The sequence below is a fragment of the Peribacillus frigoritolerans genome, assembly GCF_030676415.1.
Lineage (GTDB): Bacteria > Bacillota > Bacilli > Bacillales > DSM-1321 > Peribacillus > Peribacillus frigoritolerans_A.
On record NZ_JAUUTW010000001.1, the window covers coordinates 151,823 to 174,398 of the forward strand.

Consider the following 22,576-nt stretch of genomic DNA (forward strand, 5'->3'; position numbering starts at 1 on the left):
TCTCTTAAAGAAAGCATCGTGATTCCCAATTTCCATTTTCTTGAATTATTCGGCAAATTTACACCAATATGTTATAATACTATGGTTAATCAACTTGAAGATGGAGGATTACATGAGTAAAGACTCTAAATTTGGCCAACAGGCAAAAATTCTAACTTTTCACCCAACAGGTGAGTATTATTTCACCAAGGGTTTAAAAGCTTATCATAGACGAGAATTACCTAAATCAAAAAAATACCTGGAACGTGCGCTGGAACTTGAACCTGCTGAACCGATGATAGCCTGTCAATTGGCAATCACTTGCTCGGAAATCGGTGAATATAAATATTCAAACAACCTCTTGGAAAACATCTTGGATGTGATGGATCCCTATATGTCGGAATGTCATTACTTCCTGGCGAATAATTATGCCCACTTAGGCATGTTCAAGGAGGCTTATCGTCATGCCAGTGCTTATCTTGATAAAGAAGAAGACGGGGAGTTCAGCGATGACGCAGAGGATCTGCTTGAACTGATAACTTTTGAGTCGGATGAGTCAGAAGAAAATCCCTTTAAGCATGATGGGCTCATTACCAAACAGGAACAAGCACGTGAGTATCTTGAATCAGGCAATTTTCCGAAGGCAATCGAAGTATTGAAAGAAACGATTGCCGAGTACGAGGATTACTGGTCCGCATATAATAACCTGGCACTTGCCTATTTCTATCTTGGTCAAGTAAATGAAGCTTTTGAAACACTTGATGAGGTACTGGAAAAAAGTCCGGGAAATCTGCATGCGCTTTGTAACCTTGTTGTTTTTCATCATTATCAACAGGATGAAGCAAAGGTTGAAGAGCTCATACAGATGCTGGAGAAAATTCGGCCGATGCTATCCGAACATCGTTTCAAGCTTGGAGCGACCTTCGCTTTGATCGGAAACTATGCTTCTGCATATAAATGGCTGAAAGTACTCCAAAAGCAAGGGTTCGAGGGAGATGGAACCTTCTACTATTGGCTTACCATTTCCGCTTACCACTTAGGCCATGAACAGGCTGCCAAAAAGGCATGGAAAAAGGTCGTGGAAATGAACCCGGAAAAGGAAGGCATGGAGCCTTGGGGAGATATGAATGCAACTTCAGATGGTTTTGAACATCATTTTCCTTCAATTATAAAAAGGCTGGAAAGTGAATTCATCGAAGAAAGGCTGTTTGCCATTTTTCTTCTGAAACATTCGGTTCATAAACAGAAGCTATTGAAAAACCAGGTCCTCAACCTAAATCAGAATTTCACTGATTTGGAACGTGATTATGCCGAACTTGTTCAAGCTCCTGCTAAAGATCGCCAATTAACAGCAATTGATTTTGCTGATCGCACAGCTGAGTTATTATATCAGCATTTCCAACCGATACAATTAAATGAAGCCGGGCTCTATTTAATGTGGTTTTCCGTCTTCATCGAAGCGGTGAAATCCGAGCAGAAGTTAAATAATCCAGCAGGCTGGGCATCTGCGGTGGAGTACGTGTGGAATCAGCTTAAAAATGAGAAGGCGAGCAAACAGGCAATCGCAGACAAACATTTCATATCGGTGTCCACCTTATCGAAGTACGTAAAGTTGGTTCAAAACTTACTGGGATGAGCAGATATTTGGACGAAAAATTATTTGTTATATAGGATAATAGGTAGGGAACACTAACCGTAGTGAAGGTTCCATTTGTAATGGAATATGGAGGAGTGAAAACATGTCTGAAAAAATTTATGACGTTGTTATTATTGGAGCTGGTCCTGCAGGGATGACGGCGGCTGTCTATACATCACGTGCGAACCTTTCAACATTGATGTTAGAACGCGGAGTACCGGGCGGACAAATGGCCAATACAGAGGAAGTTGAAAATTATCCTGGATTCGACACTATACTCGGACCTGAACTTTCAACGAAAATGTTTGACCATGCAAAGAAATTCGGTGCGGAGTATGCCTATGGGGATGTTAAGGAAATCATTGACGGTGAAGAGTATAAAACGATCAAAGCCGGTTCCAAGGAATTCAAAGCACGTTCAATCATCATTTCATCTGGTGCCGAATACAAGAAAATCGGCGTTCCTGGCGAAAAAGAATTGGGCGGCCGCGGTGTATCGTATTGTGCAGTTTGTGATGGTGCATTCTTCAAGCAAAAAGAACTGTTCGTTATCGGCGGCGGAGATTCTGCTGTTGAAGAGGGTGTGTACTTAACACGCTTTGCTTCAAAAGTGACGATCGTTCACAGACGTGACGAACTTCGTGCTCAAAAGATTCTTCAAGATCGTGCATTTGCCAATGAGAAAATTAACTTCATCTGGAATCATACTTTGAAGGAAATCAATGAAAAAGGCGGCAAAGTCGGCGGTGTCACTCTAGTTTCCACTGAAAACGGAGAAGAGACAGTGATGGACGCAGATGGTGTATTCATTTATATCGGAATGCTTCCGCTAACTAAACCATTTGAGAACCTGGGCATCTTGAATTCCACAGGCTATATTGAAACGAATGATCGGATGGAAACACGCGTCCCTGGTATTTTTGCTGCTGGTGACGTTCGTGAAAAAACATTGCGCCAAATCGTTACAGCTACAGGCGATGGAAGCATTGCCGCTCAATCCGCTCAGCACTTTGTTGAGGAACTTCAAGAAAAATTTCAGCCAAAGGCTTGATTTCACCAGATACAATCGTAATTCCGTTTTAACGATGTTGTAACACGTGTGAAATAATGATTGGGTATAGTATGGGTAGAAGTTGACCCCCTTTAATTATAAACGTTTAAGGACACAGATTAAGTTTCTGTGTCTTTTTTTTGTGTTTCCTGCTTTGAGACTATATCTTTAGTTCCAATTTTTAGGATGTTTTCAAATGGTTTTTAATGTGAAGTAAGCCAACCCTTTGCATTTAGGCAGCGAAAGTGGAGAAGAATAGGAGTTAAGCAGGATAAAGGCGGACCTCCGTGATTCCTTGCGAATGAATATTCCCCCAATGCAGGAAGTTTACTTTATTGTTAGCTCATTTTAAAAATAGTATAATGATAAGATATACTAAACATATATATAGCTTTCATAATGGTAAGAAGATGAAAAATACAACTTGTTTGAACTATTAGCATTTGTAAATCGCCAAATGGATATCTAGCGGCGGTTTAAGGATAAAAACTGAATCTCTTCAAGACGGGGGGATGAAGGTTTCTATAGTCGAGCAGAGCCAATTGAGGTGAAGAACGTGCAACGTGTCACAAACTGTGTATTGATCAAAGATAATCAAATCCTCTTATTGAAAAAGCCTAGACGCGGATGGTGGGTAGCTCCAGGCGGCAAGATGGAGCCTGGGGAATCTGTACGCGATGCTTGTATTAGGGAATATCGCGAAGAAACGGGCGTTTATTTAAAAAACCCTTCCATCAAAGGTATTTTCACCTTCATTATGAAGGACGGAGATAAGGTTTTATCAGAATGGATGATGTTCACTTTCTTTGCAACGGATTCCGATGGTGTAAATGTGGATGTTTGTGAAGAAGGGGAACTTAGCTGGCATCCGGTTGAAGATGTTAAAAAGCTGATGATGGCTGAAGGTGATTTTCATATCCTGGACTATATGGTTCATGGAAGTGGGATCATTTATGGAACCTTTACCTATACTCCTGAGTTTAAGCTACTTTCATACCGATTGGATCCAGGTTAATCTTCACATATAAAAAAGATTGCTATACATGGGGGCGGAGAAACTATGAGTACAGGGCAGATGAGTGAAACGCAATTGGTCATCATTACCGGAATGTCCGGAGCAGGTAAGACAGTGGCGGTTCAAAGTTTTGAAGACCTCGGCTTTTTTTGCGTCGATAATTTGCCGCCCACGCTATTGCCAAAGTTTTTGGAGTTAATGAAGGACTCCGGGAATAAGATGAATAAAGTGGCCTTGGTCATGGATTTAAGGGGAAGGGAATTTTTTGATTCCTTATTTCTTGCACTGGATAATTTAACGGATACAGCTGCAGTATCACCAAGAATCCTTTTTCTTGAAGCTGATGATGATTCCTTGGTACGCAGATATAAGGAAACGAGAAGGACCCACCCTCTTGCTCCATTAGGCCGGCCATTGGAAGGCATTAAAATGGAACGGGAACTTTTGGACGAATTAAAGGGAAGGGCTCAGTTGATCTTTAATACTTCCCAACTGAAACCGCGCGAATTGAGGGAGAAAATCGCTTCGGAATTTTCTGCCGATAAAAGTGTCGGTTTTACAGTCAATGTCATGTCGTTCGGGTTCAAGCATGGTCTGCCCATAGATGCCGACCTTGTGTTTGATGTGCGTTTCCTGCCAAATCCATATTATATTGACCATATGAGGCCAAGGACTGGCTTGGAACAGGAAGTGTCGAGTTACGTTTTAAAATGGAGTGAGACGCAAAAATTCTTGGAAAAAGTGACCGATCTGCTTGCATTCATGCTTCCATATTATAAACGTGAAGGGAAAGCACAGCTTGTTGTTGCGATTGGATGTACAGGCGGTCAGCACCGTTCTGTAGCATTGACGGAGTATATTTCAAACCACTTCAAAAAGGATTACAGGGTTCAAGTATCACATCGCGATATCGAAAAAAGTAAGGGGAAAGCAGATGTTAGATAAAAAGAAACAACCTAAGGTTGTGATCATTGGAGGGGGAACCGGCCTTCCCGTTTTGTTGAGAGGGTTAAAGAAGCATCCAGTGGATATAACGGCAATCGTAACGGTAGCTGATGATGGTGGAAGTTCAGGCCGCCTTCGCGAGGATATGGATATTCCCGCTCCGGGTGATATTCGTAACGTGCTGGCTGCGTTATCGGATGTAGAGCCCCTTGTTGAACAAATGTTTCAACATCGCTTTCAGAGTAAAAATGAGTTGTCCGGGCATTCGCTGGGGAATTTGATACTGGCGGCAATGACCTCGTTGACCGGGGATTTCGTCCATGCGATCCAGGAAATGAGTAAATTTCTTAATGTCCGCGGTAAAGTGCTTCCGGCTGCCAACCAAAGTGTGGTTCTCCATGCGGAGATGAATGACGGAACGGTTGTTACAGGAGAATCCAAGATTCCCTTCTCAGGAAAGAAAATAAAAAAAGTATTTCTGTCTCCTCATCATATAAAGCCGCTCAGTGAAACTCTCCAGGAAATTAAGCAGGCAGATCTTATTGTAATAGGTCCAGGAAGCCTATATACTAGCATTCTGCCTAACTTACTTGTCCCTGGTTTAGGAGAAGAGGTTGCCCGTTCCAAGGCTAAGAAGGTGTACATTTGCAATTTGATGACACAAGCCGGCGAGACGCTGGATTATAGCGCGAGCGATCATATAAAAGCGATTTATGACCATATGGGAAATGCATATATTGACAGGATACTTGTTAATAATGAGGAAATACCAACCGAGATTCAGCAACGCTATCAAGCTGAATATGCCAAACCGGTCATGTATGATGTGGAAAGTTTAAAACGGATGGGTCTTGAAATCATACAAGAACGCATTTTCAGCTATGAAGGGAATGTAATACGCCATGACACGAAAAAAGTGGCGGATTTGCTTTATAATATGCTTGTAAATGAAACAAAAAGCCACATAGTACCGTAGATATAAGCGGGGACGGTTTTTTGAATGATAAAAATAGATTACCTGCGTTCGATTGGGGGTGAAATGGATGTCTTTTGCTTCAGAAACGAAAAAAGAGCTTACTACATTAGAGGGAAAGGATTGCTGCGGTAAAGCGGAATTGTGCGCGCTTATCCGGATGAACGGATCCCTTTCATTTTCTAATCGGAAGCTTGTTGTGGATATTCAAACTGAGAATGCTGCGATTGCCAGAAGGATTTATACGCTGCTGAAAAAAAGTTATGAGGTCCAGGTCGAGCTGTTGGTCCGTAAAAAGATGAAGCTTAAAAAGAATAATGTATATATTGTCAGGATGTCATCCGGAGGGCAGCGGGTTTTAACCGATTTGGAAATTTTAGGCGATGGCTTTGAAATTCTCCATGATATATCCGATACTATTGTTGGGAAGAAATGCTGTAAGCGTTCTTACCTAAGAGGTGCATTTCTTGCGGGGGGTTCGGTAAATAATCCGGAAACGTCTTCCTATCACCTTGAGATTTTCTCACTTTATAAAGAGCACAATGATGCCCTTTGTGAGCTAATGAATAAGTTTGGCTTGAAGGCCAAGACGCTTGAACGCAAGAAAGGGTATATCATTTATTTGAAAGAAGCAGAAAAGATTGCCGAGTTTTTAAGTATAGTTGGCGCCCATTCAGCTTTATTAAGGTTCGAGGATGTACGGATTGTCCGTGATATGCGTAATTCAGTGAATCGGCTTGTGAATTGTGAGACAGCCAATTTGAACAAAACGATTGGGGCCTCATTGCGTCAGGTTGAAAATATCCATTATATCGAGGATACGGTAGGACTAAGCATTTTACCGGATAAGCTCCGGGAAATTGCGGAGCTTAGGATAGCGTTTCAGGATATAACCTTAAAGGAACTTGGGGAAATGGTATCCGGGGGAACCATCAGTAAGTCCGGGATAAATCACCGATTACGAAAGATTGATGAAATAGCTGACAGGCTCCGTGGGGGAGAAGCTATTGCTGCGAAAAAATAAAGCTAACAGGGGAGATCAAGATGGTGGAAAAGCAAGTTGAGGTAAAATTGAAAACGGGTTTGCAAGCTCGGCCGGCGGCTCTTTTTGTACAAGAAGCTAACCGCTTTCATTCAGATGTTTTTCTTGAAAAAGAAGGAAAGAAAGTGAATGCAAAAAGTATAATGGGGTTAATGAGCCTTGCCATCAGTTCTGGCGTGTCCGTGAAGTTAATCGTCGAAGGACGCGATGAAAAAGAAGCGTTAGAGGCATTGGAAGAGTTCGTTCAGCAAGAGGGTTAAAAGAACAAGGATGCCTAAAAGTGCATCCCTTTCTTTTATAGTAAAAAAGGCTCCGGAAGTCGCTTGAGGCGATTTTCGGAGCCTTTTGTTGCATAATTATTTAGAGTCTTTTTTATCATCAAGGATGCTGCGCGTGATGACTTTGTCAATCAAGCCATATTCAAGAGCTCTTTCGGAAGTCATGAAGTTATCACGTTCCGTATCCCTTTGAAGGACTTCAATAGGTTGACCAGTGCGTTCCGCCAAGATTTGGTTCAGTTTATCTTTCAAGTGAAGGATACGGCGGGCAGCAATTTCAATTTCGGTAGCTTGACCTTGAGCTCCTCCAAGTGGTTGGTGAATCATGACTTCACTGTTTGGCAACGCATAACGTTTGCCTTTTTCGCCAGCTGCCAATAGGAAAGCGCCCATGGAAGCGGCCATACCGATGCATACTGTGGATACATTAGGTTTGATATATTGCATAGTATCGTAAATGGCCATACCGGAAGTGATGCTTCCACCTGGGCTGTTGATGTATAGAGTGATATCTTTTTCAGGATTTTCCGCTTCTAAAAATAGTAATTGGGCAACAATGGAGTTGGAAACATTATCGTCAATTGCACTTCCTAGCATAATGATCCGGTCTTTTAATAAACGGGAGTAAATATCGTAGGCACGCTCCCCACGACTTGTTTGTTCGATAACTGTAGGAATTAAATTCATGTTCATTTCCTCCTTCGATTAAGAGAATCATTTAAATTCTTTATGTATGTATGATACACTTTTTGGTCAATTTAGGTCAAACAAAACAAACCCTATAATGGATAATTTGTTCGACAATTTTCTGGCTAAGGCTCCTTCCCGATAGATTACTTTATATATTATGCCGCACAGGGATGAATTTCCACATTACCCATAATACCCAAATGAAGAAGTTTTAAACCTGATAACCCTTGCAAAGGAGGGGATTCTATCATATAATGAAGTCTGTTGAAAAAATATTTTCTATTACGCCCTCGTAGTGCAACGGATAGAACGCAAGCCTCCGAAGCTTGAAATGCAGGTTCGATTCCTGCCGAGGGCATTACCAATCTTCTGCTTAATAAAGTGGGGGATTTTTTATTGGTCATTTTTAAGAGGATCCCTAAGGTTTTTGGTGAATTTACTCGTTTTCTGTAATATTCCATCGAATCCTGTAATGTCAGTCCTGTCTTGAAAATATTCGCCCACACTATTGAAAAATGGTGATTTTTCAATAAAAGTAGTTGTTAAATTTGCATTTCTAACATATAGTATTTAAAACAAATAAACTATTCAGAAAAAAACGTAAGCGTTTTCATGGGTTTTTGTGTAGAATTTTCTCCTGATAATGTAAAATGGAGTGGGGGAGGGATGAATCGATGAGTATGAATATGAAAGCAGGACTTTTTCAACAGCAAACATTAAAGATGGCAATGACCCAGGAGCTTATGCAAGCTATTACATTGCTGCAATATTCCTCGCAGGAGCTATCGGCTTTTTTAGAAAGTAAAATGGTGGAGAATCCATTACTGTCCATAGATCAGCCAACATCTTCTTTATTTCAACCGACTTTTGATCGGAAAAAGGGTAAACGGACTCTTAAAAATACGTATGATGCCAACTATTGGATTGAACAGATCAGTGAAGACACTATATCGCTTGAACAGCATATCATGTCCCAGGTGAATCACCAGCAGTTTTCCGGTGAGCAGCAGAAGGCAATGCTGCTATTAATTCATAACCTTGATGAAAACGGTTACTTGAGGACTCAACTGGAAGATATATGCGTCCCAGGCATATCTCCGGCCGTTTTGGAAGAGAGTCTCTCGATTTTGCAGGAACTCGAGCCGCATGGTATTGGAGCGAGAAATCTTCAAGAGTGCCTTTTGCTTCAGGTGAAAGCAGAAGGGGAGAATCTGCTGGCAGAATCGATCATAGAAAACCATTTCCTCGATTTTGCTGAAAAGCGCTGGAAAGACCTAAGTAAGAAGATCGGTGTTACAATGAAGGAGATTCAAGAAGTCTTTGATTATGTCCAGAGGTTGAACCCGCGTCCGGCTTCACTCTTTTTTCAGGAAAAACCTTCTTATATAGTGCCGGATGTGGTTGTGGAAGTTCGGGATGGCATGCTGCTAGTCGGGAATTATGATGGTAACACACCCAATCTTAATGTGGATAAAGGGTATTTAAACCGAATGAAGAGCCATAAGGATCAGGGAGTTCAACGGTTTATCCAGGATAAGTGGCAGGAATACCAATGGATCTCCAGAGGAATCCAACAGAGAAAAGAAACTATATTGAAGGTTATTCAGTGCATCGTCGAAAAACAGCCGGCGTGCTTTCATCATGGCCTGAACTATTTGAAGCCAATGACGATGAAAGAAATTGCTGACGAACTTGGAATACATGAGTCCACAGTAAGCCGGGCGGTTAAAGGGAAATACGTACAGACACCATTTGGCACGATAGAGATGCGGATATTTTTCACTACTTCTTTACAGTCAGTCGGCCTGGATGAGGATATGTCGGGCATGCAAGCAAAAAAGAGCCTACAGGCAGCCATCAATGGGGAAAATAAACAAAAGCCACTTTCGGATCAAGACCTGGCAGAACGGTTGAAAGAGGAGCATGGAATTATCCTGGCACGCCGAACCGTTGCCAAATACCGGGAACAATTAGGGATCCCTTCTTCATCTAAACGAAAAAGATATGATTGAAAAGGATGAGTGGTTTGGAAACAAATGCGTTCGTTTTATATAGTAGGGATAAATGCCCGTTATGTGATAAAGCCAAGCAGGTACTTGAAGAAGTGAAAGTGGAGTCAGGCATAGGCTATAAGGAAATCGATATCCATACCGATGATGATTTGCTTGAGAAATTCGGGCTGATGATTCCCGTCGTTGAATGGAAAGGTGATATCGTTCAATTCGGAAACGTTGATAAATCAGCTCTAAATCGGCTTTTGGAAAAATAATTTTTCAAATCATTTGAAGAAACATTCCGTTCCTGCTAGAATAAAATATGTAGCAGGAATATTTTTTTTGTTTAAGTGGGACAGAAAATGACTACGCGGGACATTAAATGTCCAACTTAACTTTTTAGGAGTTTTAAATATGCGTACATTACTCGAGGTACAAAGAAAATTATTACCAGATTTCCTTATGGTTATGCAAAAAAGATATGATATCCTGCGTTATATCAAAATGATGCAGCCAGTTGGAAGGCGCAGTCTGTCCGTGAGCCTTAATTTGACAGAGCGGACGCTTAGAGGCGAGGTTGATTTTCTGAAAAGTCAGAACCTGGTTAACATATTCAGCTCTGGCATGACGCTGACTGATGAAGGGATTGAAATCCTGGATAAGTTAGAAGGAATAATGCGTGAAGTAATGGGTATAGACATAATGGAACGGCAATTGCAGGATTTGTTACAAGTGGATGAGGTCATTATTGTCTCAGGAAATTGTGATGAGACCCCATGGGTGAAAAAAGAATTGGGTAAAGCTTGTGCAAACCGTATGAAACGAGAATGGAACTCAAAGAATATCATTGCGGTTACCGGTGGATCGACAATGGCCGAAGTGGCTGATTCGTTGTCACCTGATGATGCGTCGAAGAAATTGACATTTGTCCCAGCCCGCGGGGGAATTGGTGAAGCAGTGCAGAATCAGGCGAATACGATTGTCGAAAAAATGGCACAGAAGGCACAGGCGTCATACAGAGTGTTATATGTACCCGATCAATTAAGCGGTGAGGTTTATGCTTCCTTTCAGAAGGAACCTGCAATTAAAGAAGTGATTTCCCAAATCAAATCTGCCGATATGATCATTCATGGAATCGGTGATGCCATGGCGATGGCAGAGAGAAGGAATTCTTCGCCAGAAATGTTAAAGAAGCTGTTAGATGGAAATGCTGTAGGAGAGGCATTCGGTTATTATTACGATGAAAACGGCAAAGTTGTTCATAAAGTTTTGACAGTAGGCATCCAGTTAGATGATCTTAGCCCTGAAAAGCGAGTGATAACTGTGGCAGGTGGCAAAACTAAAGCAAAAGCTATCCGTTCCTACATGAAAGGCGCACCTTCATCAACCGTTTTGATCACGGATGAAGCTGCGGCACAAGAGTTAATTCAGGGGAATTACACCCCTTAATATATTTGCGAACTTAAAAGGAGGAATTTTTCATGGCAGTAAAAGTTGGTATTAATGGTTTTGGACGTATTGGACGTAATGTATTTCGTGCAGCATTGAGTAATCCTGGGGTAGAGATTGTTGCTATTAACGACTTAACGGATGCTAATATGTTAGCGCACCTTCTTCAATACGATACAATTCATGGATCTCTTAATGAAAAAATAACAGTTGATGGGGATTACCTTGTTGTTGGTGGTCACAAAGTAAAAGTATTGGCTGAACGTGATCCTGCACAATTAGCATGGGGTGAACTAGGAGTAGAAGTAGTTGTAGAATCTACAGGACGTTTCACAAAACGTGCGGATGCAGCTAAGCATTTAGAAGCTGGCGCGAAAAAAGTAATCATCTCTGCTCCTGCATCTGATGAAGATATCACAATTGTCATGGGTGTAAACGAAGACAAATATGATGCAGCAAACCACCATGTAATCTCTAATGCTTCTTGTACAACGAACTGCTTAGCTCCATTTGCTAAAGTGCTTCATGAACAATTCGGAATCAAACGCGGTATGATGACTACTGTTCACTCTTATACAAATGATCAGCAAATCCTTGATTTGCCTCATAAAGATTATCGCCGTGCACGTGCAGCTGCCGAGAATATCATTCCTACAACAACTGGGGCAGCAAAAGCTGTTGCACTTGTCCTTCCTGAACTTAAAGGGAAATTGAATGGTATGGCAATGCGCGTACCTACTCCAAACGTGTCTGTTGTCGACCTTGTTGCAGAGCTTGAAAAAGACACAACAGTTGAAGAAGTTAATGCAGCATTCAAAAAGGCTTCTGAAGGCGAATTAAAAGGAATTCTTGAGTACAGCGAACTTCCGCTAGTATCAACTGACTATAACGGTAACCCATCATCATCTACAATTGATGCCCTTTCCACAATGGTAATGGAAGGAAACATGGTTAAAGTATTATCTTGGTATGATAATGAAACAGGATATTCTAGCCGTGTTGTTGATTTGATCGACTATTTGGCTAAAAAAGGATTGTAATTAGAATAATAAAAAAAACCTCACCAAGGTGAGGTTTTTTTTATCACACCTCTAAAAAAACTTGGCAGAAGATGATATTATTAGTAAGTCATTAATCAGTCAAGCGTTTACATTTCTTGTTTTTGGATAATTTCCTGGAAACCGACTATAATGAAAAAGAGAAAAGGGGAGTTGGGAAATTTACCCTCTCCCTTTTTGACTAAAAGAATCAAAAATATGATAACAATATCTAAGGAGGTTCTTGGATTATGAATAAAAAGTCGATTAGAGATATTGAATTAAAGGGGAAACGCGTATTTTGCCGTGTTGATTTCAACGTGCCGATGCAGGACGGAAAGATTTCGGATGATACGAGAATCAAAGCTGCACTGCCGACGATTTCCCATTTGACTGAACAGGGCGCTAAAGTCATCTTAGCCAGCCACCTTGGCCGTCCTAAAGGACAAGTTGTGGAAGAATTGCGTTTAGCACCTGTTGCGGAAAGACTAAGCGAACTTAGTGGCAAAGATGTGCAAAAGGCAGAAGAAGCTTACGGCGAGACCGTTCAATCAATCATTGATAACATGCAAAATGGCGAGATTCTGTTGTTGGAAAACGTTCGTTTTTATCCAGGAGAAGAGAAGAACGATCAAGAATTGGCTGAGTCATTTGCTGCACTGGCTGATGTTTATGTTAACGATGCATTCGGAGCTGCACATCGTGCACATGCTTCAACGGAAGGAATAGCACACCATCTCCCAGCTGTTGCCGGATTGCTGATGGAAAAAGAGCTTTCTGTACTAGGAAAAGCCCTATCCAACCCAGAGCGTCCTTTTACAGCTATAATTGGCGGAGCAAAAGTAAAGGATAAGATAGGCGTTATCGAAAACCTTCTGGAGAAAGTCGATCACTTGATCATTGGTGGCGGACTGGGTTATACATTCATTAAAGCGCAAGGTCATGAAATCGGAAATTCTTTATTGGAAGAGGACAAAATAGAATTGGCCAAATCTTTCATCGAAAGTGCAAAAGAAAAAGGCGTAAAACTTCATTTGCCTATCGATGCAGTCGTAACGGCTGAATTTTCACCTGATGCAGAGGCAGAGAATGTCGATATCGATGCTATTCCAAATGATAAAATGGCTCTTGATATCGGTCCAAAAACAAGTGAATTATTTGCGGATGTAATCAAAAGTTCTAAGCTTGTCATTTGGAATGGACCAATGGGTGTATTCGAGTTCGATAAATTTGCGAATGGTACGAGAACGGTTGCTAGAGCCTTGGCGGAAGCAAAAGATACTTACAGCATTGTAGGCGGAGGGGATTCAGCCGCAGCTGCAGAAAAGTTTGGCTTGGCAGAAAAGATGTCCCATATTTCAACTGGCGGCGGTGCATCTCTTGAGTTCATGGAAGGCAAAGAGTTGCCTGGCGTTGTGGCCTTGAACGATAAATAAGATTATACCGTTACATATTTCAACTTTAGAAGGGATGAGAAACCAAATGCGTAAACCGATTATTGCAGGAAACTGGAAAATGAATAAAACACTATCTGAAGCGACTGCCTTTTTAGAAGAAGTGAGCAATTTGATTCCGAAGCAAGATGTAATCGATACGGTTGTATGTGCTCCAGCTTTATTTTTGGATCAGCTGGTTCAAGCAGCAAAAGGAACCGATGTGAAAATCGGGGCGCAGAACATGCACTTTGAAGAAAGCGGTGCTTTCACAGGAGAAATCAGCCCAATAGCACTGGCTGATCTTGGTGTATCCTACGTCATACTTGGTCATTCTGAGCGCCGGGAAATGTTCAACGAAACGGATGAAGCCGTTAATAAAAAGGCTCATGCCGCTTTTGCCCACCAGTTGACCCCGATTGTTTGCTGCGGTGAAACACTTGAGCAAAGGGAAGCTGGAGAGACGAATGATTTCGTAGGCAGCCAGATTGAAAAAGGCCTAGCAGGATTATCTGACGATCAATTGAAACAAGCCGTTATAGCTTATGAGCCGATTTGGGCGATTGGAACAGGAAAGTCGTCATCTGCTCAAGATGCTAATGAAGTTTGTGCGCATATCCGCTCAGTTGTTGCCGACAAATTTTCAAATGAAGCAGCTGCAGCCATTCGCATTCAGTACGGTGGCAGTGTAAAACCTGAGAATATTAAAGAGTACATGGCACAACCTGATATAGACGGTGCGTTGGTTGGCGGTGCAAGCTTGAAATCCGATTCATTTTTACAATTGCTGGAGGCTGGTCACTATGAGTAAGTCGCCTGTGGCACTTATCATCTTAGACGGTTTTGGCTGCCGTAACGAAGAAAAGGGAAATGCTGTTTTTCATGCGAAAAAACCAAACTTTGACCGTTATTGGAAACAGTATCCGCATTCCCATTTAACTGCAAGCGGGGAAGCGGTCGGCTTGCCTGCCGGCCAAATGGGGAACTCGGAAGTGGGGCATTTGAATATCGGGGCAGGACGGATCGTTTATCAAAGCTTGACCCGTGTGAACCTGGCTATCCGTGAAGGCGAGTTTGCACAAAACCCAACTTTGGTTGATGCCATGAGCCATTCCAAGAAAAAAGGCACCGACCTTCATCTTTTCGGTCTTCTTTCAGATGGCGGAGTACACAGTCATATTGAACATATGTATGCCCTTCTGAAATTGGCCGCTAAAGAAGGAGTTAAAAATGTATATGTACATGCATTTTTAGATGGCCGAGATGTCGGACCGAAAACGGCGCAGGGTTATATTGAGGAAGCGGAAGCGAAAATGAAGGAAATCGGTGTTGGTCAGTTTGCGACCATATCCGGAAGATATTATTCGATGGACCGTGATAAGCGCTGGGAACGTGTGGAGAAATCCTACCGTTCGATGGTGTATGGTGATGGCCCTGCTTACTCTTCTGCGATGGAATGTGTCGAGGATTCGTACGAACATGGTATTTTTGACGAGTTCGTGATACCTTCAGTCATAACGGCGGAAGACGGTAAACCGGTGGCAACGATTAAAAATGATGATGCCGTAATCTTTTATAACTTCCGTCCAGACCGGGCGATCCAGATTTCCAATACGTTCACGAATGAGGATTTTCGCTCATTTGACCGCGGCCCTGGGCATCCGAAGCATCTTCATTTTGTCTGCTTGACACATTTTTCAGAAACAGTTGACGGATATGTTGCATTTAATCCGACAAATCTTGATAATACATTAGGGGAAGTACTTTCCCAAAACCAGCTTACCCAGCTCCGTATCGCTGAAACTGAAAAATATCCGCATGTGACGTTTTTCATGAGCGGCGGACGTGAAGAGAAGTTTCCTGGTGAAGAGAGGATTTTAATTAATTCTCCGAAAGTCGCTACATATGATTTACAACCGGAAATGAGTGCTTATGAAGTAACGGATGCATTGGTGGAACAAATTGAGGCTGACCGTTTTGATGCCATTCTCTTGAATTTTGCCAACCCGGACATGGTTGGTCATTCAGGGATGCTAGAGCCTACCATTAAAGCGATTGAAACAGTGGATGAATGCCTAGGCAGGATTGTCGATTTAATCGTCTCAAAAGGCGGTACAGCAATCATTACCGCTGACCATGGGAACGCTGATGAAGTCGTAACGCTTGATGGCAACCCAATGACAGCCCATACTACGAATCCCGTGCCTGTCATTATCACTAAAAATCAGGTAACATTAAGAACAGGTGGTATTCTAGGCGATTTAGCTCCAACGATGCTTGATTTGCTTGGAGTCGAAAAACCTGTTGAAATGACAGGGAAATCCCTATTATCTAAATAAAATTGTGAATAGGAAAAGGAGAGATTTATAATGCCGTACATCGAACATGTATATGCACGTGAAGTGCTAGATTCCCGTGGTAATCCAACAATAGAAGTAGAAATTCAAACAGAGTCCGGATACTTCGGACGTGCAATCGTACCATCAGGTGCTTCAACAGGAGAACACGAAGCTGTTGAGCTTCGTGACGGAGATAAATCTCGTTACCTGGGTAAAGGGGTACAAAAAGCAGTCGATAATGTAAATGATATCATTGCTGATGCTGTAATCGGTTTGGATGTAACGAACCAAGCAGGCCTTGACCTTACTATGATTGAATTGGATGGCACTGAAAACAAAGGAAACTTGGGAGCTAATGCAATCCTTGGGGTATCAATGGCTGCTGCCCATGCCGCTGCGGAATTCTCAGGTTTACCATTGTATCGTTACCTTGGAGGGTTCAATGCGAAACAACTTCCAACACCAATGATGAACATCATTAACGGCGGATCTCATGCTGATAACAATGTTGACTTCCAGGAATTCATGATCCTTCCTGTAGGAGCTCCTAGCTTCAAAGAAGCAGTTCGTATGGGTGCTGAAGTATTCCATGCATTGAAATCAGTCCTTTCTGCCAAAGGCTTGAATACGGCAGTCGGCGATGAGGGCGGCTTTGCGCCAAACCTTGGTTCAAACCGTGAAGCGCTGCAAGTCATCATTGAGGCAATTGAAAAAGCTGGCTACAAAGCTGGCGAAGATATCTACCTTGGCATGGACGTAGCTTCATCTGAATTCTATAACAAAGAAACAGGCAAATATGATCTTGCAGGCGAAGGCCGCAATGGCGTGACATCCGAAGAAATGGTTGCTTTCTATGAAGAGCTAGTGAATGAATTCCCTATTCTCTCCATCGAAGACGGCCTGGATGAAAATGACTGGGATGGCCACAAACTTTTAACTGAGCGCATCGGTTCTAGAGTTCAACTTGTTGGTGACGATCTTTTCGTAACGAACACGAAAAAATTGGCTGAAGGCATCGAAAAAGGCATCGGAAATTCCATCCTGATCAAAGTGAACCAAATTGGTACACTGACTGAAACGTTTGATGCAATCGAAATGGCTAAACGCGCAGGCTACACTGCAGTCGTTTCCCACCGTTCCGGTGAAACGGAAGATGCAACGATCGCTGATATCGCCGTTGCAACAAACGCAGGACAAATCAAAACTGGTTCCATGTCCCGTACGGACCGTATCGCTAAATACAACCAACTTCTTCGCATCGAAGATCAGCTTGGTGACTTGGCTGTATATGGCGGCTTGAAATCTTTCTATAACTTGAAGAAGTAATGATTTGGGGATTCCGCTTCTAACGAGAAGAGGGATTCTGCACAGTGATTTCTTTTCACCTCCTATTCAATGTGAAAATACACATTGAATAGGAGGTTTTTTGTGCTTATAAAGAATGAGAATTCGTCCAGTCACTGATTCCAGCTTGATTCAGGGTCTGATAAAAGGATTTAATCAAACGTTTGATTAATACCATCTCATAAAAAAAAGGTGCCGCATCCTGGCACCTTTTTTTTTATTTAGCCGTTACAGCTTCCGCTGGTACGGCATTATAGTATTCTTCTAATGTAATCTTCGCTTCAAAGATTTCAGTTGCGGTATCGACACCAACATAACGGATGTGCCATGGTTCGTATTTATAACCTGTGATGTTTTCCTTGCCTTCAGGGTAGCGGATGATAAACCCGTATTCATGTGCATGTTCAGCAAGCCAGGCCGCTTCATTCGTATCACCGAAGCAGTCTTGGGCAGCGCATGCTCCATCGTGGGTCGTGACATCAATCGCTAGGCCCGTTTCATGCTCGCTTGTCCCAGGCATTGCACTGTAGGTTTTCGCTTTTTCTTCCCCGTCCTTAGCCACATAGTTATTAAAGACCGTGATTTGTGTTTGGTGTGAGCGGTAAGCGGAAACGCCCGCAAAGTGCATGTTGTCTTTTTCGGCAGCTTGGAACATTACTTCAAGAGCCTTCCCCGCTTCTTCGCGCATCATTCTTTTTTCGATTTTATCTTGAAAGATGAAATCCACTTTTGGGTAGATAAGGTCATCAGGTTTGTAATCTTCAGGCAGGCTGTATTGTTTATTGACAAGTACAGGTATGCTTTCCGGATGGGCTAACGTCTGAAGGCCAGCCTGTGCGGGTTTAGCCGTTTCATCAACTTCCACCTGGCGTTGGGCCGGTTCTTTTGAATCATTATTCTTGTCGGTTTCTGTCTCCGTATCCGTATCCTGGGAGCTCGGTTGTTCTTCTTTTTGCACTTTTTCATGATTGCTTGTCAGGTCGGATGAACAGCCAGCCATCAGAATGAAAGATGATAGAGCGGTTGCTGCAAATATAGGTTTTAACATATGAAAGGCCCCTTGCTTTTAAAAATATAAGATTTCCAATAAAAGTAGTTTTGAAAAATTACCGTGATAAGTAATCCCTTGATAATTCACTTTGATATTTATCAAGAAATAAGCCAATCCAGACGACCATCAATAAAAATGGATAATCATTACGAACTGCGGTTTCCACGACTGGATCAGACCAAAAGTTCGAAAGGAAACCAGATGACATCCTGATTGTCTCGAATGTGACAAGGGCGTGAAGCGATAACCAAAGAATCGTAAGAGTATTGGTCCCAAACCCAATGACCGCTGCTATGACGCTCAGCAAGGCGGCTGCTGCCCCTATCAGGAGGACATTGAAGTTAGATTGGAAAAAGTCGGTACCGCTATTGGAAAGTCCATTATAAATAATAGCAGTAAAATAAACGGTTGTCGTGATATATGCAGCAAATAATAAGTATCGATTTCCGTGATACTTTGCCAGCAGCAATAAAAGCGGTGATAGGAAGATCAATAGGACACTGATAAGATTGCTTCCGCCTGTCCATAAAGAATAGCCGGCAACCGCCGAGAATAGGATGGTCAGGAGATCAAGAATCCGAAGTATGGACTTAAACATGGTGACACCTCTTTCTCTATTTATGCAAATTATCTCAAACTTTGTTTCAAAAAGAAATAAATGACTATGGGTTTTTAGGAATTCTTACCATCATAGTATAACAAAGATTGTGGATATTTATTGGGTGTGGTAAAGTTAAAGTAATTGTTTATTGGTTCTTCAGGAGGTGTAATTGCATGCATGCATTTCTCATAACGCTTTTAGTGATTGTCAGTATCGCCCTCATTGTGACGGTATTGCTTCAATCAGGTAAGAGTGCAGGTTTATCGGGTGCGATTGCCGGCGGTGCTGAGCAGCTATTCGGAAAGCAAAAGGCACGTGGTTTGGACCTAGTTTTACATCGTGCAACGATAGTATTAGCGATTTTATTCTTTGCTTTAACTCTACTTGTTGCATTCTTTGATGTGTAATGGATCAAAAATGAGTCTAGCTAAATAGCTAGGCTTTTTTCTTTGCACAATAGTTGCATGAATAGATATAGTGATTTTAGTACTTAATTATAGGATAGGGATTTTTTTAATTCTATTTACTGATAAAGGAGCTTAAGGTCATGAAAATCAAGCTGCAGCAGCCCTTTACTTTTGAAGGCGGAAAAAGAGCTGTCTTACTTTTACATGGATTTACGGGGAATTCCGCGGATGTACGGATGCTTGGCCGTTACTTGGAGAAACAGGGATACACCTGCCATGCCCCGCACTATAAAGGACATGGCGTTCCGCCAGAGGAGCTAGTGAAAACGGGTCCGGAAGATTGGTGGAAAGATGTCATGATGGCCTACGATTTTCTGAAAAGCAAAGGGCATGAAGAAATTGCTGTTGCCGGACTCTCATTAGGAGGCGTATTTTCTCTTAAATTAGGTTACACTGTACCTATAAAGGGTATCGTATCAATGTGTGCGCCTATGTATATCAAAAGTGAAGAAATGATGTTTAAAGGAGTATTGGAGTACGCCAGAGAATTTAAGAAGTACGAAGGAAAAGCTCAAGAGCAAATAGAGCTTGAAATGGACCTCCTTGCCGATAAACCCATGAATACATTGAAAGCCCTTCAGGAATTGATAACGGATGTACGAGAGCACGTCGACCTTATATACGCGCCGACATTTGTCGTGCAGGGTCGGCATGATGATGTTATCAATCCAAAAAGTGCCGATATTATTATTGATGCCATTGAATCACCGGTCAAACGAATCAAGTGGTATGAAGAATCCGGTCATGTCATAACTCTTGATAAAGAAAAAAACCAGTTGCATGAAGATGTATTTGAATTTTTAGAAAGTCTGGATTGGTCCGAATAACAAATTTATCATACCCTGAATAGGAGGGTTTTCATGGAAGATAACATTCAAGAACATATTAATAAGCTTCTGACATACATGACGGATGAAGCGTATAAGCCGTTAACCGTACAAGAACTGGAAGAGGCTTTGAAAATCGAAGACTCGGCAGATTTCAAGAATTTCGTTAAGGCTTTAGTAAAGATGGAAGAAAAGGGATTGGTGGTCAGAACGAGGAGCAATCGTTACGGCCTGCCGCAAAAAATGAATTTGTTCCGCGGTAAATTAACGGGACACGCAAAGGGATTCGCCTTTGTGACACCTGAAGATAACCCGGGAATGGATGATATTTTCATTCCGCCAAATGAAACGGGTACAGCGATGCATGGAGATGTCGTCATGGTACGAGTGTCTTCGGAAACATCGGGCTCAAGGCAAGAAGGCACGGTCATCAGAATACTTGAACGCGGAATTACACAAGTGGTCGGTACATACTCCGAAAGTAAAAGCTTTGGTTTCGTCATCCCTGATGATAAAAAGATCGCAAACGATATCTTCATTCCACAGCACGCCTCACATGGAGCGGTAGAGGGCCATAAGGTTGTCGTCAAGCTGACTTCTTATCCTGAAGGACGCATAAGTGCTGAAGGAGAAGTCATTGAGATTCTTGGGCATAAAAATGACCCTGGTGTAGATATTCTTTCTGTGATCCATAAATATGGTTTGCCGATGGAGTTCCCCGATGACGTCATGGAGCAAGCCAATGCCGTTTCGGATACCATTCAAGAAAGTGAAATTGGCAGCCGCAGGGATTTGCGCAATGATGTTTTGGTCACGATTGATGGCGCGGATGCAAAGGATCTGGATGACGCCGTCACTGTTTCTAAACTTGAAAATGGCAATTACAAGCTGGGTGTTCATATTGCTGATGTCAGCCATTATGTGAAAGAAGGATCTCCAATCGATAAGGAAGCATTGGAAAGAGGGACGAGCGTTTATTTGGTGGACAGGGTCATTCCAATGATTCCGCATCGTTTATCGAATGGCATTTGTTCCTTGAACCCACAAGTCGATCGTTTTACACTCTCATGTGAAATGGAAATCACGCCAGATGGCCAAGTCGTCAACCATGAGATTTTTGAAAGTGTCATTAAGACGACGGAACGTATGACATATGGCAACGTGAACAAAATCCTTGTGGATAAAGATGAAGAACAGCTCGAACGCTATGAAGCGCTGGTGCCGATGTTCCAGGACATGGAGAAGTTAGCGGCCATCCTTCGTAAAAACCGGATGAACCGCGGTGCGATCGATTTTGATTTCAATGAAGCGAGAGTCATCGTTGATGAAGAGGGCCATCCGACTGATGTGGTTTTACGTGAAAGGTCGGTTGCGGAAAAGCTGATTGAAGAGTTCATGCTTGCGGCTAATGAAACCGTTGCTGAGCACTTCCACCGTCTAGATGTTCCGTTCATTTACCGTATTCATGAAGATCCCAAGCCGGAAAAACTGCAGCGTTTCTTCGAATTCATTACGAATTTCGGATATATTGTACGGGGATCGGCCAATGACGTTCATCCTAAGGCGTTACAGGAAATCATTGAGGCGGTTGCCGGTAAACCGGAAGAAACGGTCATATCCACCGTCATGCTTCGTTCCATGCAACAGGCGAAATATGATCCGGAGAGCTTAGGCCACTTTGGTTTATCTGCTGAGTTTTATACACATTTCACATCGCCGATTCGCCGTTACCCGGATTTGATCGTGCACAGGTTGATCCGGACCTACTTGGTGGAAGGTAAACTAGATGAAGCTACGAAGGAGAAATGGAATGCCATTCTACCTGAGATTGCCGATCATACATCGAAACGTGAACGTCGCTCAGTCGATGCTGAACGGGAAACGGATGATCTGAAGAAAGCGGAATATATGCTGGATAAAATCGGCGAAGAATATACCGGGATCATTGGTTCGGTTACGAATTTCGGGATGTTCGTCGAGTTGCCGAACACCATTGAAGGACTTGTCCATGTCAGCTTCATGACGGATGATTATTACCGCTTCGATGAGCGTCAGCTTGCAATGATCGGGGAACGTACCGGTAATGTGTTCCGGATTGGCGATGAGATCGACGTACGTGTTTCCAACGTCAATAAAGAGGAACGCGCCATCGATTTTGAAATTATTGGCATGAAGGTAAGCCGTCCGCGTCCATCTGGCGAGAAGAAAATATTCAAAGCCAATTCAGGTGAACGTAAACGCGGCCGCGGCGGCAATGGGGGACGTAACGAAGGAAAAGGCGGCGGCCGTAATGGAGAAAAACCTTCTTCTGAGAGAAAACCGAAAAAGAAGAAAAAATTCTTTGAAAATGCGCCAGCTGCCAAGCGAAAGAGAAAACCAAAAAAGAGATAAAGATTGAGGCGGGGGGATGATCATTTCATCCTCT

Annotated in this window: 21 protein-coding genes and 1 tRNA gene; 19 read left to right on the forward strand and 3 right to left on the reverse strand. The window is 42.4% G+C overall.

Features of this window, described 5'->3' with window-relative positions; genetic code table 11:
* Positions 1-112 precede the first annotated feature (112 nt).
* The 7 genes from Q8G36_RS00670 (at position 113) to Q8G36_RS00700 (ending at position 6,901) form a co-directional block, all read left to right on the forward strand.
* A complete protein-coding gene (locus Q8G36_RS00670) occupies positions 113-1,615 on the forward strand; it encodes a tetratricopeptide repeat protein (RefSeq protein WP_305158516.1) in 1,503 nt (500 codons plus the stop codon).
* A 103-nt stretch (positions 1,616-1,718) separates the two neighbouring features.
* Positions 1,719-2,666, forward strand: coding sequence for a thioredoxin-disulfide reductase (gene trxB, locus Q8G36_RS00675; protein ID WP_305158517.1), 948 nt, complete (start codon positions 1,719-1,721; stop codon positions 2,664-2,666).
* Between the two features lie 556 nt (positions 2,667-3,222).
* The gene (locus tag Q8G36_RS00680) at positions 3,223-3,681 is read left to right on the forward strand and encodes an NUDIX hydrolase (protein WP_063233957.1); all 459 of its coding nucleotides are present in this window, start codon (positions 3,223-3,225) and stop codon (positions 3,679-3,681) included.
* Between the two features lie 45 nt (positions 3,682-3,726).
* Positions 3,727-4,626, forward strand: coding sequence for an RNase adapter RapZ (rapZ, locus tag Q8G36_RS00685; protein ID WP_289351316.1), 900 nt, complete (start codon positions 3,727-3,729; stop codon positions 4,624-4,626).
* The gene (locus Q8G36_RS00690) at positions 4,616-5,602 is read left to right on the forward strand and encodes a gluconeogenesis factor YvcK family protein (protein ID WP_305158518.1); all 987 of its coding nucleotides are present in this window, start codon (positions 4,616-4,618) and stop codon (positions 5,600-5,602) included. The genes rapZ and Q8G36_RS00690 overlap by 11 nt, the downstream gene beginning before the upstream one ends.
* Before the next feature lie 67 nt (positions 5,603-5,669).
* Complete coding sequence (gene whiA, locus Q8G36_RS00695; RefSeq protein ID WP_034309971.1) at positions 5,670-6,623, forward strand: DNA-binding protein WhiA; 954 nt, start codon at positions 5,670-5,672, stop codon at positions 6,621-6,623.
* Positions 6,624-6,643: 20 nt separating this feature from the next.
* Positions 6,644-6,901: an HPr family phosphocarrier protein gene (locus tag Q8G36_RS00700; RefSeq protein ID WP_048688029.1), complete on the forward strand. Its 258-nt coding sequence runs from the start codon at positions 6,644-6,646 to the stop codon at positions 6,899-6,901.
* A gap of 96 nt (positions 6,902-6,997) precedes the next feature.
* On the opposite strand, the gene clpP is transcribed toward Q8G36_RS00700, so the two are convergent.
* Positions 6,998-7,606 carry an ATP-dependent Clp endopeptidase proteolytic subunit ClpP gene (gene clpP, locus Q8G36_RS00705; protein ID WP_063233960.1) on the reverse strand — a complete coding sequence of 203 codons (609 nt, stop codon included), beginning with the start codon at positions 7,604-7,606 and terminating at the stop codon, positions 6,998-7,000.
* A gap of 289 nt (positions 7,607-7,895) precedes the next feature.
* Between clpP and Q8G36_RS00710 the strand changes: the two genes are divergently transcribed.
* The 9 genes from Q8G36_RS00710 to eno all read left to right on the forward strand — a co-directional run bounded on the left by Q8G36_RS00710 (position 7,896) and on the right by eno (position 17,187).
* Positions 7,896-7,967, forward strand: a tRNA-Arg gene (locus Q8G36_RS00710).
* 316 nt (positions 7,968-8,283) lie between these two features.
* Entirely contained in the window at positions 8,284-9,621 is a 1,338-nt protein-coding gene (rpoN, locus tag Q8G36_RS00715; RefSeq protein ID WP_336622940.1) for an RNA polymerase factor sigma-54, read from the forward strand.
* Between the two features lie 14 nt (positions 9,622-9,635).
* Positions 9,636-9,878, forward strand: a complete 243-nt coding sequence (locus Q8G36_RS00720) for a glutaredoxin family protein (RefSeq protein WP_305158519.1) — start codon at positions 9,636-9,638, stop codon at positions 9,876-9,878.
* Between the two features lie 139 nt (positions 9,879-10,017).
* The gene (locus tag Q8G36_RS00725; protein ID WP_305158520.1) at positions 10,018-11,052 is read left to right on the forward strand and encodes a sugar-binding transcriptional regulator; all 1,035 of its coding nucleotides are present in this window, start codon (positions 10,018-10,020) and stop codon (positions 11,050-11,052) included.
* Positions 11,053-11,084: 32 nt separating this feature from the next.
* Positions 11,085-12,092, forward strand: coding sequence for a type I glyceraldehyde-3-phosphate dehydrogenase (gene gap / locus Q8G36_RS00730; protein ID WP_305158521.1), 1,008 nt, complete (start codon positions 11,085-11,087; stop codon positions 12,090-12,092).
* 248 nt (positions 12,093-12,340) lie between these two features.
* The gene (locus tag Q8G36_RS00735; protein WP_305158522.1) at positions 12,341-13,525 is read left to right on the forward strand and encodes a phosphoglycerate kinase; all 1,185 of its coding nucleotides are present in this window, start codon (positions 12,341-12,343) and stop codon (positions 13,523-13,525) included.
* Positions 13,526-13,571: 46 nt separating this feature from the next.
* Positions 13,572-14,333: a triose-phosphate isomerase gene (tpiA, locus tag Q8G36_RS00740; protein WP_048688041.1), complete on the forward strand. Its 762-nt coding sequence runs from the start codon at positions 13,572-13,574 to the stop codon at positions 14,331-14,333.
* Entirely contained in the window at positions 14,326-15,861 is a 1,536-nt protein-coding gene (gpmI, locus tag Q8G36_RS00745; RefSeq protein WP_305158523.1) for a 2,3-bisphosphoglycerate-independent phosphoglycerate mutase, read from the forward strand. The genes tpiA and gpmI overlap by 8 nt, the downstream gene beginning before the upstream one ends.
* Before the next feature lie 30 nt (positions 15,862-15,891).
* On the forward strand, positions 15,892-17,187 hold the full coding sequence (eno, locus tag Q8G36_RS00750) for a phosphopyruvate hydratase (protein WP_305158524.1): 1,296 nt from the start codon (positions 15,892-15,894) through the stop codon (positions 17,185-17,187).
* A gap of 235 nt (positions 17,188-17,422) precedes the next feature.
* Here the strand turns inward: eno and Q8G36_RS00755 are convergent, their stop codons facing one another.
* Entirely contained in the window at positions 17,423-18,253 is an 831-nt protein-coding gene (locus Q8G36_RS00755; protein ID WP_305158525.1) for a M15 family metallopeptidase, read from the reverse strand.
* 58 nt (positions 18,254-18,311) lie between these two features.
* Entirely contained in the window at positions 18,312-18,854 is a 543-nt protein-coding gene (locus tag Q8G36_RS00760) for a hypothetical protein (protein WP_305158526.1), read from the reverse strand.
* Positions 18,855-19,030: 176 nt separating this feature from the next.
* Between Q8G36_RS00760 and secG the strand changes: the two genes are divergently transcribed.
* The 3 genes from secG to rnr all read left to right on the forward strand — a co-directional run bounded on the left by secG (position 19,031) and on the right by rnr (position 22,542).
* Complete coding sequence (secG, locus tag Q8G36_RS00765) at positions 19,031-19,264, forward strand: preprotein translocase subunit SecG (RefSeq protein WP_063233970.1); 234 nt, start codon at positions 19,031-19,033, stop codon at positions 19,262-19,264.
* 140 nt (positions 19,265-19,404) lie between these two features.
* Positions 19,405-20,151, forward strand: a complete 747-nt coding sequence (locus Q8G36_RS00770; protein WP_305158527.1) for an alpha/beta hydrolase — start codon at positions 19,405-19,407, stop codon at positions 20,149-20,151.
* A gap of 33 nt (positions 20,152-20,184) precedes the next feature.
* Positions 20,185-22,542, forward strand: a complete 2,358-nt coding sequence (rnr, locus tag Q8G36_RS00775; RefSeq protein WP_305158528.1) for a ribonuclease R — start codon at positions 20,185-20,187, stop codon at positions 22,540-22,542.
* The last annotated feature ends 34 nt before the right edge of the window (positions 22,543-22,576 follow it).